General features: G+C 51.1%; 19 protein-coding genes and 1 pseudogene. 11 read left to right on the top strand and 9 right to left on the bottom strand.

Translation table 11 applies throughout. The features are described 5' to 3' along the window. The first annotated feature begins 59 nt into the window (after window positions 1-59). Together VDIS_RS02750 and VDIS_RS02755 are read left to right on the top strand one after the other, a co-directional pair. Window positions 60-718: pseudogene (locus VDIS_RS02750) on the top strand (TIGR00266 family protein). 355 nt (window positions 719-1,073) lie between these two features. Further along, window positions 1,074-2,126, top strand: a complete 1,053-nt coding sequence (locus VDIS_RS02755) for a hypothetical protein (RefSeq protein ID WP_013335687.1) — start codon at window positions 1,074-1,076, stop codon at window positions 2,124-2,126. Window positions 2,127-2,165: 39 nt separating this feature from the next. On the opposite strand, the gene VDIS_RS02760 is transcribed toward VDIS_RS02755, so the two are convergent. After that, the gene (locus VDIS_RS02760) at window positions 2,166-4,130 is read right to left on the bottom strand and encodes a hypothetical protein (RefSeq protein WP_052885747.1); all 1,965 of its coding nucleotides are present in this window, start codon (window positions 4,128-4,130) and stop codon (window positions 2,166-2,168) included. A gap of 239 nt (window positions 4,131-4,369) precedes the next feature. Here VDIS_RS02760 and VDIS_RS02765 point away from each other — a divergent pair, with 239 nt between their 5' ends. Then, window positions 4,370-5,065, top strand: coding sequence for a hypothetical protein (locus VDIS_RS02765; RefSeq protein WP_013335689.1), 696 nt, complete (start codon window positions 4,370-4,372; stop codon window positions 5,063-5,065). 2 nt (window positions 5,066-5,067) lie between these two features. On the opposite strand, the gene VDIS_RS02770 is transcribed toward VDIS_RS02765, so the two are convergent. Further along, window positions 5,068-5,682, bottom strand: coding sequence for a hypothetical protein (locus VDIS_RS02770; RefSeq protein ID WP_013335690.1), 615 nt, complete (start codon window positions 5,680-5,682; stop codon window positions 5,068-5,070). Between the two features lie 1,107 nt (window positions 5,683-6,789). Here VDIS_RS02770 and VDIS_RS02775 point away from each other — a divergent pair. Then, window positions 6,790-8,475: a hypothetical protein gene (locus VDIS_RS02775; protein WP_013335691.1), complete on the top strand. Its 1,686-nt coding sequence runs from the start codon at window positions 6,790-6,792 to the stop codon at window positions 8,473-8,475. 390 nt (window positions 8,476-8,865) lie between these two features. Here VDIS_RS02775 and VDIS_RS02780 read toward each other — a convergent pair whose 3' ends face one another. Beyond that, window positions 8,866-9,168 (bottom strand): hypothetical protein, encoded by a 303-nt coding sequence (locus tag VDIS_RS02780; RefSeq protein ID WP_052885748.1) that lies wholly within the window; start codon window positions 9,166-9,168, stop codon window positions 8,866-8,868. Between the two features lie 134 nt (window positions 9,169-9,302). Here VDIS_RS02780 and VDIS_RS02785 point away from each other — a divergent pair, with 134 nt between their 5' ends. From VDIS_RS02785 to purT, 6 genes are all read left to right on the top strand, one after another. Then, complete coding sequence (locus VDIS_RS02785; protein ID WP_013335694.1) at window positions 9,303-9,761, top strand: PaREP1 family protein; 459 nt, start codon at window positions 9,303-9,305, stop codon at window positions 9,759-9,761. 69 nt (window positions 9,762-9,830) lie between these two features. Next, complete coding sequence (pdxS, locus tag VDIS_RS02790; protein ID WP_013335695.1) at window positions 9,831-10,856, top strand: pyridoxal 5'-phosphate synthase lyase subunit PdxS; 1,026 nt, start codon at window positions 9,831-9,833, stop codon at window positions 10,854-10,856. 1 nt (window position 10,857) lies between these two features. Beyond that, a complete protein-coding gene (gene pdxT, locus VDIS_RS02795; protein ID WP_052885872.1) occupies window positions 10,858-11,472 on the top strand; it encodes a pyridoxal 5'-phosphate synthase glutaminase subunit PdxT in 615 nt (204 codons plus the stop codon). 181 nt (window positions 11,473-11,653) lie between these two features. After that, a complete protein-coding gene (locus VDIS_RS02800; protein ID WP_013335697.1) occupies window positions 11,654-11,956 on the top strand; it encodes a phosphoribosylformylglycinamidine synthase subunit PurS in 303 nt (100 codons plus the stop codon). Further along, complete coding sequence (gene purQ, locus VDIS_RS02805; protein ID WP_013335698.1) at window positions 11,919-12,590, top strand: phosphoribosylformylglycinamidine synthase subunit PurQ; 672 nt, start codon at window positions 11,919-11,921, stop codon at window positions 12,588-12,590. Before VDIS_RS02800 ends, purQ begins: the two co-directional genes overlap by 38 nt. Beyond that, window positions 12,590-13,789 carry a formate-dependent phosphoribosylglycinamide formyltransferase gene (purT, locus tag VDIS_RS02810; RefSeq protein ID WP_013335699.1) on the top strand — a complete coding sequence of 400 codons (1,200 nt, stop codon included), beginning with the start codon at window positions 12,590-12,592 and terminating at the stop codon, window positions 13,787-13,789. The genes purQ and purT overlap by 1 nt, the downstream gene beginning before the upstream one ends. Before the next feature lie 49 nt (window positions 13,790-13,838). Here purT and VDIS_RS02815 read toward each other — a convergent pair whose 3' ends face one another. Both VDIS_RS02815 and purD read right to left on the bottom strand, forming a co-directional pair. Next, window positions 13,839-15,242 carry an MFS transporter gene (locus VDIS_RS02815; protein WP_013335700.1) on the bottom strand — a complete coding sequence of 468 codons (1,404 nt, stop codon included), beginning with the start codon at window positions 15,240-15,242 and terminating at the stop codon, window positions 13,839-13,841. A 479-nt stretch (window positions 15,243-15,721) separates the two neighbouring features. Beyond that, window positions 15,722-17,197: a phosphoribosylamine--glycine ligase gene (gene purD / locus VDIS_RS02820; protein ID WP_013335701.1), complete on the bottom strand. Its 1,476-nt coding sequence runs from the start codon at window positions 17,195-17,197 to the stop codon at window positions 15,722-15,724. 184 nt (window positions 17,198-17,381) lie between these two features. Here purD and purC point away from each other — a divergent pair, with 184 nt between their 5' ends. Continuing rightward, entirely contained in the window at window positions 17,382-18,101 is a 720-nt protein-coding gene (purC, locus tag VDIS_RS02825; RefSeq protein WP_013335702.1) for a phosphoribosylaminoimidazolesuccinocarboxamide synthase, read from the top strand. Here the strand turns inward: purC and purM are convergent. From purM to purL, 4 genes are read right to left on the bottom strand one after another with little or no spacing between them, the layout of a single operon-like run. Next, window positions 18,098-19,099 (bottom strand): phosphoribosylformylglycinamidine cyclo-ligase, encoded by a 1,002-nt coding sequence (purM, locus tag VDIS_RS02830; RefSeq protein WP_013335703.1) that lies wholly within the window; start codon window positions 19,097-19,099, stop codon window positions 18,098-18,100. The two genes, purC and purM, sit on opposite strands and share 4 nt — an antisense overlap. After that, window positions 19,083-20,309, bottom strand: coding sequence for a phosphoribosyltransferase family protein (locus VDIS_RS02835; RefSeq protein WP_013335704.1), 1,227 nt, complete (start codon window positions 20,307-20,309; stop codon window positions 19,083-19,085). The genes purM and VDIS_RS02835 overlap by 17 nt, the downstream gene beginning before the upstream one ends. Next, on the bottom strand, window positions 20,303-21,619 hold the full coding sequence (locus VDIS_RS02840; protein WP_052885873.1) for an amidophosphoribosyltransferase: 1,317 nt from the start codon (window positions 21,617-21,619) through the stop codon (window positions 20,303-20,305). The genes VDIS_RS02835 and VDIS_RS02840 overlap by 7 nt, the downstream gene beginning before the upstream one ends. Further along, window positions 21,619-23,799, bottom strand: a complete 2,181-nt coding sequence (purL, locus tag VDIS_RS02845; RefSeq protein ID WP_013335706.1) for a phosphoribosylformylglycinamidine synthase subunit PurL — start codon at window positions 23,797-23,799, stop codon at window positions 21,619-21,621. Before purL ends, VDIS_RS02840 begins: the two co-directional genes overlap by 1 nt. Window positions 23,800-23,806 lie beyond the last annotated feature (7 nt).

A 23,806-nucleotide genomic window follows, 5' to 3' on the forward strand; every position in this document is an offset into this window, starting at 1 on the left:
ATGAAACCAACCTTTAAATACATGGAGTATAGGTGATTACCATGGCAAACTTCAAAATAATGGGTAACGACATACAGCACCTCTACGTCGAGTTGGGTCCTGGCGAGAAGATCTACGCCGAGGGTGGGCACCTGATTTGGAAGTCCTCAAGCGTAAACATAAAGGCAACAACAGGTGGAGGCCTACTGGCTGGGTTGAAGAGGGCATTAACCGGGGCGAGCTTCTTCGTGCTAGAACTCGAGGGCCAGGCATCGTAGATATCGCCGGCTTCGCGCCAGGTAAGATCGTGAGGATCGACTTAAATGGTAATGGCATTATGGTTGAGCATAGGGCCTTCCTAGCCATGGAGCCCACGGTTAACTACGATATCAAGCTCGTGGGATTGGGCTTCGGCTGGCTTGGTGGCGAGGGCTTGCTAATGGCTAGGCTTCATGGCCATGGAGGCGTATTCCTCCACGCCATCGGCGACGCGCTAATGCTGGAGCTCGGGCCTGGCGATAGTATCGACGTTGAGGCTGGCCACGTGCTTGCCTTTGACGAGGGCATGAGGGTTGGCATTAGGCGCGTTGGTGGCTTAAGGACAATGCTCTTCGGCGAGGAGGGACTGTGGTTTGCCCATGTTGAGGGGCCCGGCAGGGTTTGGTTGAGGACCCTGAGTAGGCAGCAGATGATCATGGGCTTAATGCCAGAACTAGCCAATGTTGTAAGATCGTCTTAAGAACACTAAGCTTTCCCTTAAACACACTGCTCGATTCAGTACTTATCGACTTCCCCTCATCATTATCCTAAGGACTCAGTAATAGGCGAGGTAGTTTAAACATAAGTATATGCCATAACCCTTAACAATCAACACCAATCAATGGATTAACCACAAGCATTACCGCACCAATGGCTTAATAACAATCTTCAGGTTACTCCACCAAGTCAATAATCGCCACATCCACTATAGAAATACGTACTCAGAAATACCGTTGCTCACTAATACATAGTAATAACCCTGAGACCACTGGGGAAATAGTACGTAGAAACAACGACCCATAAAACTATTAAGCAAGGGAAGAAACTAAGGCGCCATGGGACTAAGCAACTGGTGGTATTACACAGGCTCAGCAACCAAGGCAATAACAATAACGGGGATCATAGCCATAGCACTACTAGCTACAGTAATAGCAAGCCCGCACGTCAAGCCTCTCCAGCCCATTGCCAAGTCGCTTGGGCTAATCCAGACGCAGGTCCAGACGGTCTACGTGCCGGTGAACCACACGGTGGTTAAGTACGTGAATCAGACGGTTGTTAAGTATGTGAACCAGACTGTGCCCGTCTACGTGAATAGGACTGTGTACGTCTACGTCGGCAACGCCTCGCTGGCGCCCATCGTGGCTATGGCCGGTAAGTGCGCCGGCGACCTAGTCATACTGCCGAACAACACCGCCTGGTTCGTGTTCGCGTGGCTAATACCCAAGGAATACCTAGTGGGCAATCCAGTGCTGTATCGTGCGTTGGTTGCGAATGGCATACCGCCGATATACTACAACTCCACAAACCACTACGCACAGCTCTATGGATTGCTAGATACGGCCTTCTTCGGCCTATCGCCGAAACCGATGAGCCTGTACACTTACAATGCCTGCTACCTGGATAACGTTACCTTTAACGGCTACTACATAGCCATATGCGGGGACACCACCGGCGGTGGCCCATTCGCCGTATCCGCCGGCGAATTCCCGCCGGCCGGCATAATCAATGTGAGCGGCATATACTACCAGAGGATCACACTGCTTCAGTTTAGTGATCAGCCAGCGTTTGTCGGCTCGCAGTTAATCCTGAGTAACCGCACGTACAGCAACGCCACGCTTGTTATACCCAGCGTGAATACCACCTACACAGGCGTCATGTTCATATACGGCGGCGTGACTGTTGGGAGGAATCTTGGATACCCGCTATCAACGCTGGGGCCAGCCTGCAACATAACCGTCATATACGCGCCGAATCCGCAGGCGGCGTTGTACATAACGCTACCGCAGGAATACATAAACTACTGGAGAGAGTCTGTTAATACAATTTGGGGCTATTATAACCCAAATGACGTATACATGGGCTATTGGGTGTGGAATTATCCGAGCTAAAGTCATAATAAAAATTAAAATTTTAAATTAAAAGTAAATTCATTGTTTTCCTTTACCTCCTGATGATTGGCATACTACTATTATATTGAATGATGCTGATCCTGTGAAGCCCGAGGCGCTTCCGCCTGATGGGTTTGTGTTAACGCTTTGGACTCCGTACTGGCATACGTTGTCTATTGTAAATGATGCACTTCCGCTGCCGAAGTTTGCGTAGACCTTTGCCGTCACCTGTATGCCAGTTCCTTGATATATTTTTCCTGTTGCTGACCATGAGTTTGCTGGGTCGTCTGGGCAGAAGCTCCACTCAAAGGTGGCGCTGGATGAGGTGTAGTACGTGAACTTCACCGTGTAGGATGTGCACTTTAGGAAGGTGTAGCTTGCGGTGCCGCTTATGCTGACGCTTGCCGGCGATGGGCAGTAGAGTGGTGCGCCGAATTCCGACAAGTCAGTCGTGCCAGACCACGCGTAGCCGCTTGGGCTCACGCTGACGCTCCAGCTCTGGAACTGGAACTCATCACCGCTTGTATCCGTTATTGTAAGTGGTGCGGTGCAGCCGTACATGCCGACCTGCCCGCTGCCCACAGGCTCGCTACTCGGCCCAGAGCAGCTAACGCTTTGCTGTATGCTGCCATGCACACCACTTGCGCTTATCGACGACGAGTAGGAGTAAGTACACTGCTGGTTGTTGCTGGGTGGTGGAGGAGGTGGAGGCGGCGGTTTGTTGGTGCAGGTTATTGTTATTTGTTCCGTGAATGAGCCTTTGGGTGTGAATGTTTGGCCTATGCCGTATGGGCTTCCACTGGCTGTGCAGCCGCTGGGTAGGTTCTTGACTGTGAATAGGTACGTGAGACCTCCACTAACTGTGGCGGTGTATGGGCCGCCGTTACCGGCGCCACTCCACCAATCAATGTCAATTGTGGAGCCGGCGATGTATTGATCCAGGTAGACGGTCCACGACACGCCGCTGGGCGCGTAGACATACACGGTAACCGTGTATGAGCTACCTCCGCCTCCCGGTGGTGGGCTTGGCGATTGATTACCCGTGCAGGACACCGTGAATGCTACAGATTGGCCTGGGCCTGCGGATGTGGAGGTCGGGCTTATGCTGCAACTGCTGTATCCACTGGGCACGCTCGTTATCGAGGCTTGGAAGTTTACGGTGCTCAAGGCGGATACCGTCCACGACGCAGAGCTAGAGCCGCTCTTGCTGCCACTGGCGCCGCCGCTCCAGGACACGCTCCACCCAGCACCGTATGGATCGTCGACGCTCACCGTTATTGGCATGACTGAGCACGTCACGTTGAACGCCTGGATGCTACCTGCGGTGTACGTTTTAGCTACTTGGCTCGGCACTATCTGACATGTGTAGCCGTGCGGAGTGTTAGTTATATATGCAAGGAACTGTATCTGTATTGGGACGTAGGGCGGATTAATGAACCACGAGTAGGATTGACTCTCGCTCACTGAGTACGACTGCCCAGCATAACTCCAAACCACCCTCCACCCAGCGCCGAATGGGTCATTAACCACCACATTTATGAGGCCGGAGCCTGGCTGTAACTGTGCCTGTGGTATTAGCGGTATTGAGGTTACTGTCGACACATTGGCACTGAATTCCTTGATAATCCCCGGGTAACCCACTGGCGATGCCAACACCGTTATTGATGCAGGCTCATAACTCAAGCTCAGCGTATACACGTAGTACTGGTTCACACCAAGCACCAGGTTTGGTGCATACACATGCATCGAGCCATCAACGCCCCTGACGTATACGTACTTAACAATCGCCCTGTAATAACCAATGTTGTACATGGGCACGTACAACGTCCCATTTACGTAGATGGGCTGCGGCAGGTATATGTAAAGGCCAGCGTAGGCAAGCCTCGCGTTGTTTACCGTCGACACGGTGATCGTCAAGTAAGCTAAGCCACCAATTAGCACCAGGCCAAGTGCAATAGCCAGTATCAGCGTAAGCCCCTCAAGGACTAAGTCAGCCAACGCCATAACCAAACACCTCATAACCACTGGCATTACCCACGGACCTAACAACAACCACACAACCATCCAGGAATAATAACACCTCACCAACCGCATAGTTACTCCAGGGGATTTACCCATCCTTTGATGCGTCGCTAATTACTTTATTAACTCCTTAAGGAAGTTTGTTTAAGGTTTCGTTACCTGCCTTTTCATTGCCTGGGCTTTGGGGTAATGTTTTAATTTGTTTTTTGGTTTGTTGTTTTGTGCCTGGTAAGGTTTTGGTTGTTGGTGTTGTGGTTGCCGTTGTTGTTATAGCCATTGCCTTGATCCTACTGATGCATCCATTCGCCTCGAAGCCGTCGGTGGCTTACCTAACCGTTAACGCCCCATACGCATTCTTGAGACCTTTGGGGAGTGGGCAGTACGAACTATTCTACTACGATCAACAAGGCAATTTACACGACTTAGGAACATACAACGTATCCAGCACAGTGCTGAGTGAAGCAGTTAATGAAATCAACTCATTCAACCAACAAAATGCTGGAACAATGATTAATGGACAAAACTTCATACCATTAAGCTACGAGGTAGTCATAGGAAACTCAACAGGAGTAGTAAAGATACCGATACAGGGAGACACAATACTGCTGGATAAAGTCAACCCAGGATACTGGACAGTACTGGTAACAGACCAAAACGATTTAACAAAACTAGCATACGCATTGGATGTAGGATACAAAGAAGCAGCAATAGTAGCCAGTACCTCAGATTTATGGTACCAACCTGGAGTGGGAACGGTGTTAACAGAAACATTAAATTTACAAAGTATGAGCGGTTTTGTAGGTGGATATGTTATAGTAATGAATAATGGAACATTAGTACCATGGGGATTTGGAGGAGGAAATACAGGTTATTATCTGCAATTTATAACACAAGCAAGTGGTACAGGATATAGTTAACTTTAAGGTATAACTAGCTCATAAGGGACTCCAAAAGTAGCAATTATCCAATTTAGATACATATAACCGTCTCCTCCCCCAGAACCTGTAGATATGAACAAATAGGGGGTATCTATATAATTGGCTATTTCTTCAACTAATGGTGGTTCATTTATCGTATTTTCTTGGCCTATTACAAAACTATAATATCTTTCATTATAACCAAAGGTTCCATTGATGAATTCTGATTTTAAAGAATTGTAATCTATTGTATTATATAGATTTAGTGTTACATTTCCTTCGGCTTCGAATGCTGTTTGGTATGCGTTTTGGTAGCTTGTTGCTAGGTATGTTGATGGTGATAATGGTGATAACGCATATGCACCTATAGATGGAACAAACTGCATTGGTAAGTTATTATTGTAAATATTCCCATTAACCATAAAGTAAACATCTAATGCATATTTATTACTTTCATCCAAAGAAAACCAATAGTACGTATAAAACACTCCATGGTACATGTAGTTTTGATTCTTTTGCTGATCCCGTGGTGTAAGTGGTATGTATGGGGTTGTTCCTGCATAATTATTGCCACCCCAAACAATTACCTCACTAATAATGGGATTTAGGAACAACACCGTGGGAATTTTCTAAATAATTCCAGGAAAGGGCTTGAAAAACGTATGGTCCACGACGTAAACAATCGCAGGCGCTTACGTCGTGACTCCGTGGGCCTCCACGAAGTCGTTAACCGCAACAGCGTGGTACATTGTTCTGTGGTTCAGTGGGTCAATGAAGCCCGTCCAGCCAGCCTTTTAAGCCCTGACCCTTAATTATTAATGGAGGTTATGAGCCCCTGAGGTATAGCGTCGGGGTTTAGCCCCGGCGAATCCTCGGGGGTGATCCAGCGGGCCCGTGGGCTGGGTAGAGGGGCTTAGAGTAGGTACTCGATGCCTAATTGCCCAGTCGCCTAACTACCCAGTTGCCCCGTGCCCCCTCAACCCACCCCCTCCTCCCCCATTCTCCCTTGCGGGCCGGTGGCTCCCCTCGTGGGGGGGCTCCCGGCGTGTGTGGGGGGCTGTGGGGGCTTGGGATCTCCATGAGCCCCGGGAGTCCGAAGGCTGGGGGTGCCGCCCGTGGGATGGCGATGGGGGCTTGGGATCACCAAGAGCCAAACCCACAGGGCCGGCGGGAGGGGTGTTGAGGGGGCACGGAGGCAGTGACCAGGAAAGTAAGCTAGCAAGTTGTACAGCAGTCCCTAGGCAGAAATAACCAATGTGCCGCGGTGTGCGGGGAAGAAAAGAATATTGTTCTATATTTTGCTAGAACAAGTTATTAATGAGAAAACCGAGAAACGTGGGAAATTGGTAAGTTAATCCCCAGGGGATTACTGGACAAGTGGCTATTAAGCACAAGGCTTATTGGGAGCGATAAGTACTTAAGGCTGTAGGTGGAAGAGAGGCTGTCCCCGCCAGACCCCCAAACCGGTGGGGTTCCCGACCATGCCTGATCCCCGAGGTGTCCCTGCCCCGGTGGGGGTTTCTCCACCCCACCGGGGCGCCTACCCACGCTGGCTTGTTTTCCTTGTTTTCGTTCTTTATCCTTCCTTTTCCCTGGCTAAGTGGGTGGTGAGGCCCCGGTGGGGTGGAGTAGCTGGCATCCCTGGGTGTCGCCGTGAGGCGGCTACCGGGGCTCTGCCGGTGAAACGACCCCGCTGGGGTAGGGATAAATCTCGGGGATCAGGCATGGACGGGAAAAACGGGATTAAAGGGCAAACCCCCGATGACGCCGTAGGGAAACCTACGGCAGATGAATTAAAACCCCACCGTTTGGGGGTTTACGGTGGGGACACTGAGAGCGGGGAGGGGAGGGGCGATAAGCCGACTAGGCTGCCTATGCTGCGTGAGGGCCACGCCGCGGATTGGGGCCCAGCCATAAGGATATGCTGGGGCGTCAAAGTAAAAGGCAAGAGAAGGCCAAGGTGTGGCGAGGAGGTCAGCGACGTGAGAGTAATCGAGGAGGTAATGAAGTTGATTAACGAGTTCCTTGACCGAGTCGAGAGGCACAGGGATGTATTGTTGGGTGAATCAACAACGCCATTTGATAAGGCAATCAACGATCTGAATGGCTGGTTAATGGCGATGGAAGAAAAGGCCAAGGAGAGCAATGACCCAACCACCACCGAACTGAGGAAGGCAATGATCGACATCGGCAGGAAGATGCTACAATTAGCCAGACAAGCCAGGAAAAAGTGGCTGACAGCATACCGAAAAGAGCTCGAGGAATTAATCGAAAAGTTAAGGAGGGGCGAGATAATGATAATCGTGCGAGGTGAAGCACTCAATAAAAACAAGAGCTTTGGCATTTACTTTTACGCTAGAAACATAACAATTATAATAAGCAAGGTTGCCAACTCAAATAGTGTAATAATACACACAGTACTGGTAGGCCTTAGGGGTACTGACATCGTAATTCCCAGGTTGTTTGGTGATGATGTGCTCAAGCCCATGCGTTATGGTTTGATGATGACCGATGGATCGATTGATAAAAGGGGCTACTTAGTGATGAACACCAACCAGCTTTGGCAGTCTGTGATGTGGATACTGACGTGGCCTGGGAGAAATGCTATGTGCATAGCCAGTATGAACCTCAATGAGACCAACGTCAACATCAAGTGGCGTTTAACGGCCGTTGATCATAGAAATGAAGTCGAGAGCAAAACCAAGGTTGCCGAGGAGGTTTCTAAGCTTAGTGATGAGGAGTTTCTAACGTTCCTATTGTTTACTATTTTTGGAGATGGTGATATCAATGTTGGGGTGAAGAGGATTGGGCTCACGATTGGTGATTTGAAGCACGAGTTGTGGAGGGGCATCATCGAGAGGATAAAGAACCTCGGCTTTAAAGATCACAATAATAGGAATACTAAGGAGTATATGATTCACAGCTCAAAGGCTGTCGAGCTCGCCAGGAAGTGGCTCAGTAATGCGTTAATTAGGGTAATGATTGAGGACTTGAGCTCATTGCCCGACGCCGAGAAACTCAGGCGTTTAGTGGCGTTGGCTAGTGCGAAGGTTAAGCCGAGGGGTAGGTCGTCAGTTGAGGTCGCCGGCGTTAGGATGAATGTGCGCGTAGGAAATAATCGTGTAGAGCTTGTCATTATGCGTAGTAGGCTTGAGGACGCAGAGACAATCCTAAAGAAACTCAGAAACGCAGGCTATAACGCCAAGCTATCCAAACGAAACAAGAATTTCGCGGTCTACATAAACAACGATGAAATCAAGAAGTACCCAGAGCTTGTTGCCAAGGTCTGTGAGGTGCTTAGGAGGATGCATGAGGAGGCAGTGAACGAAGGCAAGACCGAGAGGGCTTGGAGGGTAGCTAAGGCGATGGCAAACCTAAACTGCCCCGCCCAGGGCCCACGGGCTCAATAGAGATAAACCCTAATTCCGTAGATACTCAAATAACGATTTTCCTCAGCATTAACGAGGTAATAAAACCTAGTAATAGAGAGATAGGACATGATGCTCACAGTCTTCAGCCGAGGATTTGCTAAGCGTCACCCTGAATTACTTACTATATTCGGTGCCATTTATTGTCCATGCCCTTTACATGCTTGTATTGTTCAAGGGCAATCCGTATTAGGAGTGTTCATGCTGTTTTTAGGTGGCGTTTGCTAGTTTTTGTCTTTTCACACAGCATGTGCCTATATACGGTGTATGACATAGCGTCGCTATGGGCGACGCTGACGGCCCTTGGCATGGGCGAGAGACCCAGTGGGCGCGGTATCGTTGGTGTTTCACTGGTGATAACTACAATTACATTTACATTATTGGTGTATGGATGCCGCAAGGCCCAGGGAGCTCATTGATAAGTACCGACAACAGGTTAGGCAGTATTACCCAACAATTGATGATTACCTGGATGCGCTTAAAGTGCTCGGTGGGTAGTTTCGAGAGCACCTCGTTATTTAATTCCACGGCCCTCCTAACCCTCTCCTTAGCCCTGCCCTTATCTGGGTTGTACTCGCCATAAACATCGAATTGAAGAATATCCGGTGCATCGAATTGAACAACGTCAGCACCAGCATCAAGCGCTGCCCTCACCTCATTAATTATTATCTTCAATTATTATCTTCTTAAGTGCTCTAACAGCCATGTCTAGGTCTTCATCGGTTATGCAGTAAGGTTGTCCCATTATTAAGCTTTTATTGAACGCACTAAACAAACCCTTATTAGGGGTTCAATAATTGATAACCCATGTGGAGGAATTGCTCAGGTTGATCAATGAGGAGAGCAGGAAGAGGGGCGTCACGACGGAATTATTCCTGGCCGATTTGCTGGCTCAGAGGCTTGACCCTAAGGATAGGGTTTACATATACCTGAAGATTCACGAGGAGCTACTTAAGCATAGTGATGAGGAGTACGTTAAGGGAGATCTGGTTCAGGCCAGTGAAAAGCTTTGGGGCGCGGTGGCTGCTTTACTGAACGCTATCGCTGAGGCTAGGGGTTGGGAGCACTACAGCCACAGGGATTACGACGTAATAATCAATAGACTATTTAGGGAGACTGGTGATAAAGACCTACCACTTTACTTTGGAGCTGCCGAACGCTTGCATGCTAACTTCTACCATAACTTCATGACGAAAGATGAGTATGAGTTGCATAGGGAGTACGTCCTTAGGTTAATAAATAAGTTGAGGGATTTATTAAAACGTTGATTGTGATTGCCGCTTACCGGTTATTAAACGTTTAACAAGCTATAATAATTCCTAAGCAAGCCTAAGTTGATGTCCGTAGCGCCCTCCTTCGAATACCTGGAGAAACTAAGGGACTTCTTCTACGGAATGCTGGAGCTCAGGGATAGGCTTAGGGAGAGGGGCTTTAGTTGGCCTAGGCCTTATGAACTAGACGGGATAATCACCGGCACGGTGAAGGTTAAGGTCGGCTTCCCATCAATGCTTAGGAATGGGGTCATAATGGATGTGACGAATGTGGAGCAGGCGCAAATAGCCGAGGAGGCAGGCGCCGTGGGGGTCATGGTCCTGGATAAGTTGCCCTACGATGTGCGTAAGGCCGGTGGTGTGGCTAGGATGGCGGATGTTAAGGTCATTGAGGACGTAATGAGGCACATAACAATACCCGTCTCTGCGAAGGTTAGGATTGGTCATTACTACGAGGCCTTCATACTCGAGCAAATAGGCATTGATTTGATAGATGAGTCCGAGGTATTGACGCCGGTTGATGAGCAGCACCACATAAATAAGTGGTTGTTCTCGGTACCCTTCGTTAATGGATGCCGAGAGTTATGCGAGGCGCTTAGGAGGATTAGTGAGGGTGCATCAATGATAAGGTCTAAGGGTGAGGCGGGCACGGGCAACGTCAGTGAGGCTGTCAAGCACTTCAAGGTTCTTTATAAGGCGATTAATGAGTTGTACGCGGCATATGGGGATGGCGACGAGGAGAAATTGAGGGACTTCGCCAGGCAGTGCCAGGTGCCAATTGAGTTGGTGACCTTGACGGCTAGGCTGGGCAGATTGCCGGTGATAACCTTCGCCGCCGGCGGTATAGCCACGCCAGCCGACGCGGCCTTAATGATGTGGCTCGGGGCTGATGGAATCTTCGTCGGCTCAGGGATCTTCAAGAGCCAGGACCCGAGGGAGAGGGCTGAGGCTATCGTGATCGCCACAGCCCATTGGGATGACCCTGAGGTCGTCGTTGAGGCCCAGAGGATGGTTAGCGAGAAGGCATCCATGATGGGCATAGACATTAGGTCATTGAAGCCGGAGGAGTTACTCCAGGTCAGGGGTGTCTAGTGTGAGGGTCGGCGTACTTGCGCTTCAGGGTGATGTTGAGGAGCATGAATACGCCATTAAGAGGGCATCTGAGGAGTTGGGGATTAACGTGGATATCATAAGGGTTAAGAAGACCGAGCAGCTAAGCGACCTAAGCGCCTTGGTGATACCGGGTGGTGAGTCCACGACCATAGGCTCGTTGGCCAGACGCGTCGGCCTACTCGATAGGCTCAGGGACTCGATAATCAATGGATTACCGACGCTAGGCACGTGCGCCGGCGCAATATTCATGGCCAGGGAGGTCAGGGATTCCGTGGTCGGCGAGACCGGGCAACCAATACTAGGCGTCATGGATATAGCAGTGGTTAGAAACGCCTTCGGTAGGCAAAGGGACTCCTTCGAGACCGACCTAAGCATTGACGGTATTGGCACGGTTAGGGCAGTCTTCATTAGGGCCCCAGCCATAGTCAGGGCTTGGGGCAATGCGAGAGCGCTGGCTTACGTAAAGCACCCCAGGTTGGGTAACGTCATCGCCGCGGCCCAGGAAGGCGACATGATGGCCACCGCATTCCATCCAGAACTGACTACAACGAAGGTACATAAGTATCTACTGGAACTGGCATTGGGTAAGCACTGAGTTTCGACGCCACTTGATTTAGTTAAAAATAATTAATAGCTCGGGCTCACCGCATTGAATTTCCATTATTATTAATGGGTGAGGGCTTGGCGGGTCGGGTTATTGTTTAATTATTTATTTAAATAATAATTGGCATTTTCTAAGGAAAACCTTTAAATAATTTTAATCATTTGATTAATTAATGAACGAGGCAGTGGGTAGGTACCTGGTCCACGTGGCTATCGTACTTAAGGGTTCCCGTGATCCCGAGGGTGAGACCATATTAAGAGACCTGGTTTTAGCCAGTGGGTTTAGTGATGTTAATAGGGTTGTCAGTGGTAAGTACCTAGGCTTTATTGTGAGGGCTAGGGATGATGCGGAGGCTGTCAGGTACGTTAGGGATGTCTGCGAGAAGACCAGGGTCTTCAACCCAACGGTTCACAGACTGATAATACTGGGTGTTGAGAATGCCGAGGGTAGCGGTGATCAGGTTTCCAGGTACTAATGGGGACCTTGACGTGATCCACGTGCTCAGGAATGTGGTTAGGGTTGACGCCGAGTTGGTTTGGCATGAGGACTTTAGGCACGGCATTTACGACGCCGTGGTGGTCCCTGGAGGCTTTAGTTATGGGGATTGGCTGAGGGCAGGTGCGATAGCCGCCAGGTCCAGGGCGATGAAGGAGGTCGTTATGGATGCCGAGGGTGGGGTGCCCGTGCTTGGTATCTGCAACGGCTTCCAGATACTCGTTGAGGCGGGGCTACTGCCTGGGGCGTTGCTGCCCAATGACCCACCCAGGTTCATAGCCAAGTGGGTGTGGGTTAGGGTTAATGATGCTAAGACACCCTTCACCAGGCTATACGAGCCTGGTGAGGTGATCTCGATGCCCATCGCCCACGGTGAGGGCAGGTACTTCATAGATAATATTGATGAGGTCAAGGTGGCCTTCACGTACTTTGGGGAGAACCCTAACGGCTCCGTAGCCTCGATAGCCGGGGTGGTGAATTACGAGGGTAATGTACTTGGGCTAATGCCGCACCCTGAGAGGTCAGCAGAGGCCGTGCTGGCCCCAAGGGGCTTCATGCCAGGTGGACTTAAGCTTTGGCTCAGCCTCAGGGAGAGTCTCAGGGGTGGTTGGTGATGGAGTTCGGCCCACCACTTCTTGAGGATTCCAGGAAGATAATGCTGCTGGGCAGTGGTGAATTGGGGAAGGAGATGGCCATTGAGGCCCAGCGCATGGGCGTTGAGGTCATCGCCGTGGATAGGTATGATATGGCCCCGGCGATGCACGTGGCCCATAGGAGGTACGTAATCAACATGCTTGATGGCAACGCCATAAAGGCCCTGGTGCGTAGGGAGGGTCCCGACGCCATAATCGCGGAGATAGAGGCCATAAACACGGAGGCGCTTATCGAGCTTGAGGAGGAGGGCTTTAGGGTCATACCCAACGCCAGGGCTGTTAAAATCTGCATGAATAGGATTGAGCTTAGGAGGTTAGCCGCCGAGAAGCTCCGACTACCGACCACTAAGTACTTCTTCGCTGAGGATGCGGAGGACGTGAGGAGGGCATGTAAGGACCTGGGCTTTCCCTGCCTAATAAAGCCTGAGATGAGCTCGAGCGGTCACGGCCACGTGCTGATCAGTAGCTATGAGGATGCTGAACGCGGGTTTAGGGAGGCCCTGGTCCACGCGAGGGGTGGCGGTAGGAGGGTCGTGGTTGAGGAGTACGTTAAAATCGATAGGGAGTTGACGGTATTAACGTATAGGTACCCACTGGGTGGTAATGCCGTAATAGCCACAATACCCCCAATAGAGCACCAGAGGCCTGAGGGGATCTATCACTACGTGGAGTCCTGGCACCCAGCCACCGTGGGTGGTGACGTCGTTGAGAGGGCTAGGGAGTACGCCATTAAGGTGGTTAATGAGTTGGGCGGCTTCGGTATATATGGAGTTGAAATACTCATCACCAAGGACGGCAGGATATTATTCAGCGAAGTGGCGCCTAGGCCCCACGACACGGGCCTAGTCACGTTGGTCAGCACGGACATAAACGAGTTCCAGATCCACGTGAGGAGCGCGCTGGGTCTGCCAACACCCGAGGTTAAGCTAGTGACGCCTGCAGCCGCCCACGTAATTCTCGCGGACACCGAGACCTGGACACCGAGAATTACTGGGCTAGAGGAGGCACTTAGGATACCGGGGGTCCAGGTTAGGCTATTCGGGAAGCCCTTCACCTATAGGCATAGGAGGATGGGCATTGTGCTAGCCACGGGGAATACCGTACAGGAGGCCAGGGAGAAGGCTAGATTGGCGGCATCACTGATTAAGGTTAGTAGATAAAAATTGGATATTTAGATATTTTTGAAGTTGAAACCAGGTACTCATTATTTTAAGAATCCCCTGAGAGCCTTAACGATATGTCCTCAAGCCCTAGCCCCTTCGTTTCGGGTATCAGAGTGAAGGTCAGCACGGCGCCTATCACTGAGACTAGGCCGAGGAATATGTAGGCCGTGTATGAACTGGCAACAAAGAGTGTTGGGAATACGAAGGTAGTTATTAGGACACCGGTTCTACCGCTAATGACATTGATTGCTTGCCCAATACCCCTAATCTTTGTTGGGGAAAACTCGACACCGTGCGCTCCAACAGCAACTACTGAACCTGGCCCCATCTGCATCCAAGTCTTAGCGAGTCCAAAGGATATTATTGTGGGTAGAAACAGTAGTGCGGCGGCATTAGGGCTTCTGGAGTATGTGTAGACGAAGTATGAGAATATTAGGAATGTTAGGCCAGTGAGTAAGAAGCCGTATCCCTGGGCATTGCGTCTACCCCATCTATCGAGTAGTAACCACGCTAGCACTATGCCGGGTAGTGTGAAGGCTGTGCCGAGTAATTGCAGGTAAACAGGGGTCATCTTGATGCTTTGTGCTATGTATGATACGAAGAAGTTCAGTCCATAGGCAGGTATGTCGAAGATTAACCATAGCAATGCACCAAGCGCTATGTACTTAAGGTATTTCCTAAATAGCATTATTTCCTCTGCCTCCTCGTGATTCAGGGTACCATGCTGGGGTTGGATATTGTAGTGAGCGCCAAATATAGCCATCATAAACCTCCTAAATTCCTCAAAGTTCTTGGCAATTATTACAGAGTACCTAGGAGTCTCTGGGAATCTTCTCCTTAGGTAAATAACGCCTGCCGGCCACACGGCACCAATGCCTAATGCAACCCTCCATATTAGGCCTGGGTTGAATCCTGCAATTAACATTATGAGCACGGCAATGGCCGCCACAGCTGATCCAAAAATCCAAAAACCGCCAAAACCAAGCGCCAATAACTTACCCCTATCCCTCGCATTCGATACCTCGGCGATTATGGTGGGAGATAGGACATAATCTGCACCCAGCCCAATGCCCATAATGAACCTAGCCACGCCCAATAATATTAGATTGGGCATGAAGGGTTGAAATGCCGCACCTACGGCCATTAATAGTGCATCCCACCCGTAGAATGTCTTTCTACCTAGATTACTCAGGTAACCAAACAGTGGTGCGCCCACGAAGAAGCCGAGCACGGGTAATGCGTTCAGCCATATTGACCAGAAAACCCCAGCTGGTGATTTCAGGCTTGATATTCCATAACTCATTAACACGTAGGGCAGCACAACACCTAATACTGTTAGGTCGTAACCATCAGTGAAGGTGCCCATGGCAGCCACTAACATGTACTTAAGGTGGAAGGATCTCATGCTTATGTCATCCAGTGGCTTAAAGGGGTTGTTGACCGTGTTCATCGGTTTTGATGATTGCACGGAATTAATTTGACTTATGCCTGTAAAGTTAGTAACTAATGTATAACTTTATGTTACTATAGTTATCTACGTCTGACTATGTATTATTATGTTTTCGCTATTTAATGGTGTTTCATGAAACAACAAATGGGTAGATAGTGCGTGGTTGATCATCAATGACCATTAACTGGGTTATACGGATTAAGTATTTGGTGAGGCTCACCGTTTAGAGGGAATGGAAATTGGCTGGAGAGGCAGGACTTTATTAAGGCATTAAAAGCGTGGAGCTGGGGGCTGGCTTAACGGTGAAGCCTAGCCATTACCCCTGGAATACTTAAGGGGCAGGGCGTGTAATGAGGCAGGAGGCCCCACCATCCATGGTGTGGGTGGCTTACGGTTTGATTATGTTATTTAGTTTTAATATAATTGGTGAAGGGACTTAATATATTATTACTGCGGTATGCACACTCGGTGGCGTACCCTTATGTGTAATCATATATCGTCACTTCACCGCCGGGTACCCAGTCGATCCTCACCCTGCCCAGCCCATGGCTCCTCCTCCACCTATAGACAGTCCTGACCCGCTCAGCCTCCCGCATCCTCCTCTCGAGCAATTCCCTGCTCCCTATGTCTCGCCTATGTATTAATTGCCAGTCTGGTGACTTAATATTGGCAATGCAATTCTCAACCCTCTCATGCGTCTCCTCATACGTATTGCCTACGGCGAGGACCTCGACGGCTCTAGAACCCAGGGTTCTGTAGGTCCCGCCCTCCTCAGTAACCGAACCAAAGTATACCTCGCAGCCCAATCTCCCTATTTCACCCATGTCTATGGTTATTGACCTCCCGCGTGCCAAGTCCCTATTATGTGGGTATCCCAGGGGCGCCACTGCCTTAGATATCGCCACGACGCCCTCCTTAAATGAGTACTTAACGCTTGATAACTTGCCCTCCACAGCCGCCTCAATGATTTCGAGTAAATCGCCATCCAGCATCGCCAGTGCATTGAGGACTTCGGGATCGCCGAACCTGCTATAGTACTCAATTAGTGTCGGTCCGTATGTCGTGAGCATGAATTGACCGCTCAATACACCGACGTACCTAAGCCCCACCTCGTGTTGTAGTGCGTCCAGCGTCTTCCTGACTATCTCGATGCTCTCCTCGTACTCCTCCTGGGTTATGAATGGTAATGATGGCCCTGGACCCACTATGGCGCCCATCCCACCGCACTCGGGGCCTATGTCGTGGTCGAACACGTGTGGGTGGTCCTGAATTGGTGGTAGGGCTATGATGGATCTACCGTCACTGATCACCTGCACCGTGTATTCAACCCCGGTTACCGCCTCCTCGACCACTATTAGGTCGTCAATATCGCCGTAGGCCTTAACGTCGCTTGATGCCGCGATTACCTGGGACATCTTGGCCTTATTAACGCCGTCCTTTAGGTAGGCCTGCCTATCCCAGAAGACCCTGACGCCCTTACCACCGCTTTGCCTGGCGGGTTTTATCGCGACGGAGCCCGCGTTGGACACGTAGCGCAGCGCCTCGTCGATGTCCCTAAACGCCCTAAAGGCGATCCTACCCGGTATTCTGTGTCTCCACATCAAGGCCCTGGCAAAGGCCTTGCTCTGCTCTATGATGGCCAATGACCTGGGCACACCGAAGGTGGGTATGCCGAGTTCGATGGCCTTATCAGCGACACCCGCGAATTGCGGTTCCTCCGGGCCGATCACCACTATGTCAGGATTAACCCTATCAATGGCCTTCACCAAGCCACTGGGGTCCAGCCTCGACCTCACCAATTCGCCCCCAGTCCTCTCCACAACCCTTTTAATCCCTGGATTCTCATGGGCCACCAACGCGCTTACCCTAGGCTCATGAACACTCAGGCTGAGCCTTACAGCCAGTGCGTGCTCCCTAGCCCCATCACCCACTATTAGGACCTTACTCCTTATCATAATTAATTAAACAATTACGTCACCCCTTAATAATTGTTTTCCTTAAATTATTCAATTAAATAATTAAACATATTGTTCAAATAATTAATTAAACAATGTAGGGAGAGAACCACGGTATTATACAGGGTATATATTTAAACAATTAAGTAAACCTTAAATAACCAGAACCAAACCTAGACTAGGTATGGTTGATAACTGGGTTGGTGAGTTAATTTATGAGGGTAAAGCTAAGAGGGTTTACAAGGTTAACGATGAGCTCCTCATCATGGAGTTTAAGGATGAGGTCACGGCATTCGACGGCGCCAGGAAGGAGCATGCCCCAGGTAAAGGTAGGCTGGCCGCGGCTCAAACGGTCTTCTTCATGCAATTACTGGGTAAGTATGGCATTAGGAATCACCTGGTTGATTGGGATGGTGATAGGAAAATACTGGTTAAGAGCCTTAGGATGATACCGATAGAGGTTATCGTTAGGAACTACGCCTATGGTTCATTCCTAAAGAGGATGCCCCTGGTGAAACCACTGACGAAGTTTAGGAAGCCCCTTGTCGAGTTTCACTTGAAGAGTGATGAGCTTCATGACCCATTGATAACCACGGACGACATAATAGAGGCGGGCCTCGTAAATTATGGGCAATTGAATGAAATAATAAACACCGCGTTGAGGGTTAACTCAATACTCAGCGAGTTCATGGCGAGTAGGGGGCTCACGCTCGTGGACTTCAAGCTGGAGTTCGGCTTCGATAAGTCAGGCAACATCGTCCTAGCAGATGAAATCAGTGGCGATACCATGAGGATTCTAATCAACGGCAGGCACCTGGACAAGGAGTTGTTTAGGAAGGGTGCCTCAGCCCTGGACCTGGTTAGGGCCTATGAGGAGATGAATAGATTGCTTAATATACCCTAAAGGCGTAGCTTAACGCCATTCGGCATCAAAATGCTGATACCGCCACTACTAGTGACCTTACCAAGGACCCAGTAATTAAATCCTGCCTCCCTAATCACACTGGTCACCTCCCCGACCTGCCCCTCGCTCGTTAAGACCATGAGCCCAACACCCATGTTAAACACCCTGTACATCTCATCCCACCCAACGTTGCCCACCTCCTTAATCACCCTGAATATGCACGGCGGTTCAGGGACCTCAAGCTCAACCCCCAATTCACCAATGGCTCTCCTTAATTTAGTGAATCCTCCCCCAGTCACGTGCACTGCGGCCTTAATCAACCCACGGCCATAGAGCTTAGTTAAAAGGTCGCCATAATAGGCCGTAGGCCTCAGTAACCAATTACCCAACTCATCACCGCAAATCTCATCATTCACGCCATACCTACCCAGGAGGACCTTACGGGCAAGGGTATACCCATTCATGTGTAGGCCGTTTGATTCAATGCCAATGACCACATCGCCAGGCGCGGCGTTACCCACGGCTCTGACCCTCCTTATCCCAAGTACTGTGCAGGACACATCAATGCCATTAACTAGGTCGGGCATTATGGCCGTCTCGCCACCCAGCAGCACAGCCCCAACCCTAAGGGCCGCATCCCTAATGCCCCTGAGCACCTTGCCCACGGCGTCAGCGTCATTGCTGGATATGGCTATGTAGTCCGTGAGCGCCATTGGTGAGAAGCCGTCGCAGGCGATGTCGTTGACGTTGCCGACGACGCAGTCCCAGCCAATGACCTCGAGCCTGCCCGTGGACCAGGCAACCATTGATTTAGTGCCGACGCCATCCGTGTGGAGGGTTACTTCGTAATTGCCCAGGTTAATTGACCTGGTAAAGCCGCCCTCCACCAACCCAATGCCCAGCTCGTTGGAGAGTTCGTGAATCACCTCGCGGGCTATCGAGTGCATTTCCCAATGCTTGGCCAGGCTTATCCCAGCCTTCTCATAGGTCCAGCCCATGCGCACCACCGAAGCAGTATGTGCATAGGCTATCCCTACCAATGCCCACCTCGTCAGCCGCCTCGTACAGGTCCTCGAGGCTTAACCACGTCAGTGAATCAACCTCAAGCACCCTCTGGGCGTTCTCGTCATTGAAGGCATTGGCTAGTAATTGATTGTTGGGCGGCATGTCGACACCGTAGGGGCAGGACCTGACGACCTTCGGGCTGGCTATCGCCACGTGAACCTCGCTCACGCCAGCCCTGTGCCTAAGGACCTGGGACGCCTCCTTAATGGATAGTCCAGTGAGTAATGAGTCGTCAATAAGTAGGACCCTCCTACCACTGACGGCGCTTGTGACTGGGCTGAGCTTTAGGTGGATGGAGGATAACTTATCGAGTAATTCCCTCCTTAAAGCCGATCTACGCCTCTCGATATTAATGAGGGCGTACTCAAAGGGCTTCCTTAATGACTCGGCGACCTTAATGCCGTAGATCACCCCAGTCTCGGGCATGCCTATGACGATGTCCACATCGTCAACCCTGCCCATTAATCTACCCGCCAACTTGACCGCCAACGCCCTCCTAAACTCATAAATTGGGTGCCCATCAAACACCGAGTCAGGCCTTGATAGGTATATGAATTCCATGGCGCATAGCATACCCCTGGAACCGCCTGGGCCCTCCTGTATTGTTAGGTTCAACCTGCTGATCCTAACCGTGGATCCAGGCCTGATGAACGTCCTTACGTCACCGCCAAGCGCGTCAATGGCCGAGCTCTCGTTCGATACCATGGCCAGGTCGAAGCCGTACGCGCCAATGGCCAAGCCCCTCAACCCAGTGATGGGCCTATGCGCAATTAATTCACCGTCACTCGTCAGGGCCACCAGCGATGTGTATGGGAAGGCCTTAACCTCACCATTAATCAGCCTGCACACGTCCTGCGGCCTCACGATTAAGCCCTCGAGGCAGTACGCAACGTCTGCGTGGCCGCACCTCACGATGCCCCTGGCATCACCATCAGTGCCGAGGCATAGTAGGCCGGCTTCACCACTCGGTATTTGATCCTCATCCCTAACCTGGCGCCCGGTTAATACGCCACCTTTACCGAGCGTTACTGCCCACGCATCATCACCCCTATGTCTAAGTACGGGCAGGGCGTACCTCAGTATCTCACCCACGTCCCAGCCGTCGTGGAATGACACAACGCCGATGACCCCCGCGACTACCACGATCTACCACCCGTGAACGCCTTTTCGGCATCGTCAATGTTCACAGTAAATGGGTAATTACCCGTGAAGCAGGCGGTGCAGAGCTCGGTGGTTCCTATGGCGTCCATGAGCTCATCAACCGTTAGGTATACTAGGGAGTTCGCGCCGAGGTACTCCCTAACCTCGTCTATCGACCTCCCATGGGCCACTAACTCGCGCCTTGTTGGGAAGTCCATGCCCATGAAGCACGGGTACCTAATGGGTGGTGAGGAGACCCTAACGTGTATAGCCCTCGCACCTGAAGCCCTTAGTTTTGGAAGGATCTTCCTGAGGGTATCGCCCCTAATAATTGAATCATCGACTAGGGCTACGGACGCACCCCTAACGGCGCTCTTAACCACCCCGTACATGTCCAGGGACCTCTCCCCAGGAGGCTTAATGAATCCGCGGCCTGCGTACCTATTCTTAACCACCAATTCATGTATTGGCTTACCAATGCCACTCGCGTAGGCCTCCGCCGCTATCCTGGCGGTCTCGGGTATTGGAGATACGAAGTCGATGTCGTGAACCGCCTCCTTACGGGCCAGTGCCATGCCGAGCCTACGCCTGGCCTCGTAAACGCTGATCCCATTGAACTGGGAATCTGGCCTGAGGAAGTATATGTACTCAAGCGCGCAGTAGGCCCTCCTAACCCTGGGCCCGTCGACCCAGTACTCCCTACCTGATCCACGAAGCACGAGGGCCTTACCCGGCTCAACCTCACGCCAAGCCATGCCAAGGGCCTCCAGTGCCGCTGATTCCGAGGCTATGGCTATGCCATTACCATCACCGCCAATGACAAGGGGCCTAAAGCCCCAGGGGTCCCTAACCACTATTAATGAGTCCCTCCAAATGGCTATTATTGAGTAACCACCACGTACTGTGCGGAATAGCTCGCGGATTCCATCATCAACGCCCAACCTAACTAATAGCTCCCTCATGTAGTGGGCTAGAACTAATGCGTCGTAGTTAACACCAACGTCAACCCCGAGACCCCTCAATACCCTGATTAAGTCGACGTAGTTAGTTATTGTGCCGTTGAACACCAGGGCAAAGTCATTACCAAGCACTATTGGCTGGAGCTCTACGCCGTACGGGCCACTTGTGCTGTACCTGGCGTGCCCGAGGCATAGCGTTGAGGCTACCGTGGAGGCGTCGCCCACCTTCATGAACGAGCCATTCACACGGCACACGAACGAGACACCTTCCTGACCTCTGTGGATTAGCCATGGGGTTAGCTTAACCACGTAATTACCTGCATTGTGGCCTAGGAATGCCCATATGCCGCACATCACATTACACCCCATAGTGAGTTGTACGCAGTCTTTAGGTCATTTAATTTCAGGGACATCAACTCATGATGGCCCCAGCGGACCACCAAGTGATCACCGCCTGAACCGCCTATTACCGAGAATGGCACGCCCAGGCTGCTGAGGATGCCCATAGCCCTATCAACATCCTTATTTCTAACCTCGATGACATACCTAGCGTTCGTCTCGGAAAATGCCAATGCCGTTGGGTCGATGCCGCACTCATCAGTTGGCACCCTGGACAAATCAATGTTGAAACCAACCCCGTTTATCAGAGCCATTTTACTTAGCGTGGTTAATAAACCACCAACGCCGACATCCATTGAGGCGGTCACTAGGCCCTCATGAATCAGCCTAAGGATTGCCCTGGAGTTCCTAACCTCATCCCTCGGCCTGGGCCTTGGTGGTATGCCCCTGACAATGCCGTGAACCGCGTATAGGTACTCGGAACCCCCCATCTCGTTGGATGTATTGCCTATGATTATTAACGCCCCATCCCCAATGAGCCCGCCGTCGACGGCCTCATCAACGTCGTCCACCCGGCCCAGTACCGCCACGGCAACCACGGGCTTAATTACATTGCCCCTGGAATCCTCATTGTAAAAACTAACTTTTCCACCGACTACCGGTATGCCCAGTTCACGGGCAAACCAGGCAAGGCCCAGCACTGAGTTTACGAAATACCAATACCTATCGGGCTTCTCGGGATTACCCACGTTTATTGAGTCCACGGCCGCCAGGGGCTCCGCGCCAACGGCGACTACGTTCCTGTAGGCCTTGGCTAGGGAATTGGCGGCCCCAATGAATGGGTCGAGGAATGAGTACCTTGGGTTGGCATCGGCCTTCACGGCGATCCCCAACTTACCATCGCCCCCATCTACGTCAAGTAACCTAAGCACCGCTGCGCCAGCCCTACCTGGTTTAATCACGGTCCTAACGCCGACCTCATAGTCGTACAGGCTGAATATTGGTTCCTTAGACGCCATATTAGGATCACTCAGTATCTTTGTCAATGCCTCTTCGAGGGGCACGTCAGGGAGCTCCGGTATCGCCCTCAACTCACCCAGGTAATGCGGCTCCCTTATGTCGTAATTAGTCTCCGGCGCGTGGGTTATGAGCTTCACGGGTAGGTTAACGATGGCTTCACCGCCGTAGTAAGCCACGAACATGCCGTTGTTAGTCAGTACTCCTACTACGTCATAGCCAACCCCATACCTCCTCAAAATGCCCTCAACCTCGTCAAGCCCCTCCTTACTTACCACGATCACCATCCTCTCCTGGGATTCGGAGACCAGGATCTCCTCGGGCGCCATGCCCTCCCTAGTCCTAATCCTATCCAGATGAACCTCAATTCCGAGGCCGAATTGATCGGCCAATTCACTGAGTGCCGTGGCCAGGCCCCCGCCGCCCACGTCCTTAATCGCCTTAACCAACCCCCTACCTCTCAACTCGATCAATGCATCAATTAGTAACTTCTCAAGTAATGGATTGCCGACCTGCACAGCGCCTATGTTATCCTCGTTCCTTTCCAGGATCTTGGATGCGAAGGAACTACCGAGCATCCCATCCCTACCCACGTCATTACCGATGACTAGGACTATATCCCCAGGGCTTGCCTCACCGACCACGACGTCCTCAGGTCGACCAACGCCGATACACGTCACCAGGACTATTGGGTTGGTGGTAAAGGACTCGTCAAACCACACCTCACCCGCGACCACGGGCACGCCAATCCTATTCCCATAGTCCGAGATACCCCTAACAACGTTCCTCATCAACCACTGGGAGTGGGGATTATTAGGTGGCCCGAAGTGGAGGTTGTCCATTAATGCAATGGGCCTTAAACCCGTGGTTAATATGTCCCTAACGATGCCCCCAACGCCCGTTGCGGCGCCGTCGTAGGGGTCCACGGCAGATGGGTGGTTATGGCTCTCTATCTTGAAACTAACCACGAGGTTCCCCACGCGGATTAATGGCGCATCAAGCCCGGGCCCTCTAATCACGTGTGGGGCCCCGCTGGGTAGTAACTTAAGGAACCTCCTGCTGCTCTTATATGAGCAGTGCTCACTCCACTCAGCCTCAAACACCAACCACTCGGCCTGAGTCGGTTCTCTACCTAGGGACTTCCTAATTACCGACTTCTCATTATCACTGAGGGGCATGGTGTCG

It is taken from the genome of Vulcanisaeta distributa DSM 14429, from assembly GCF_000148385.1.
GTDB classification, from domain to species: domain Archaea; phylum Thermoproteota; class Thermoprotei; order Thermoproteales; family Thermocladiaceae; genus Vulcanisaeta; species Vulcanisaeta distributa.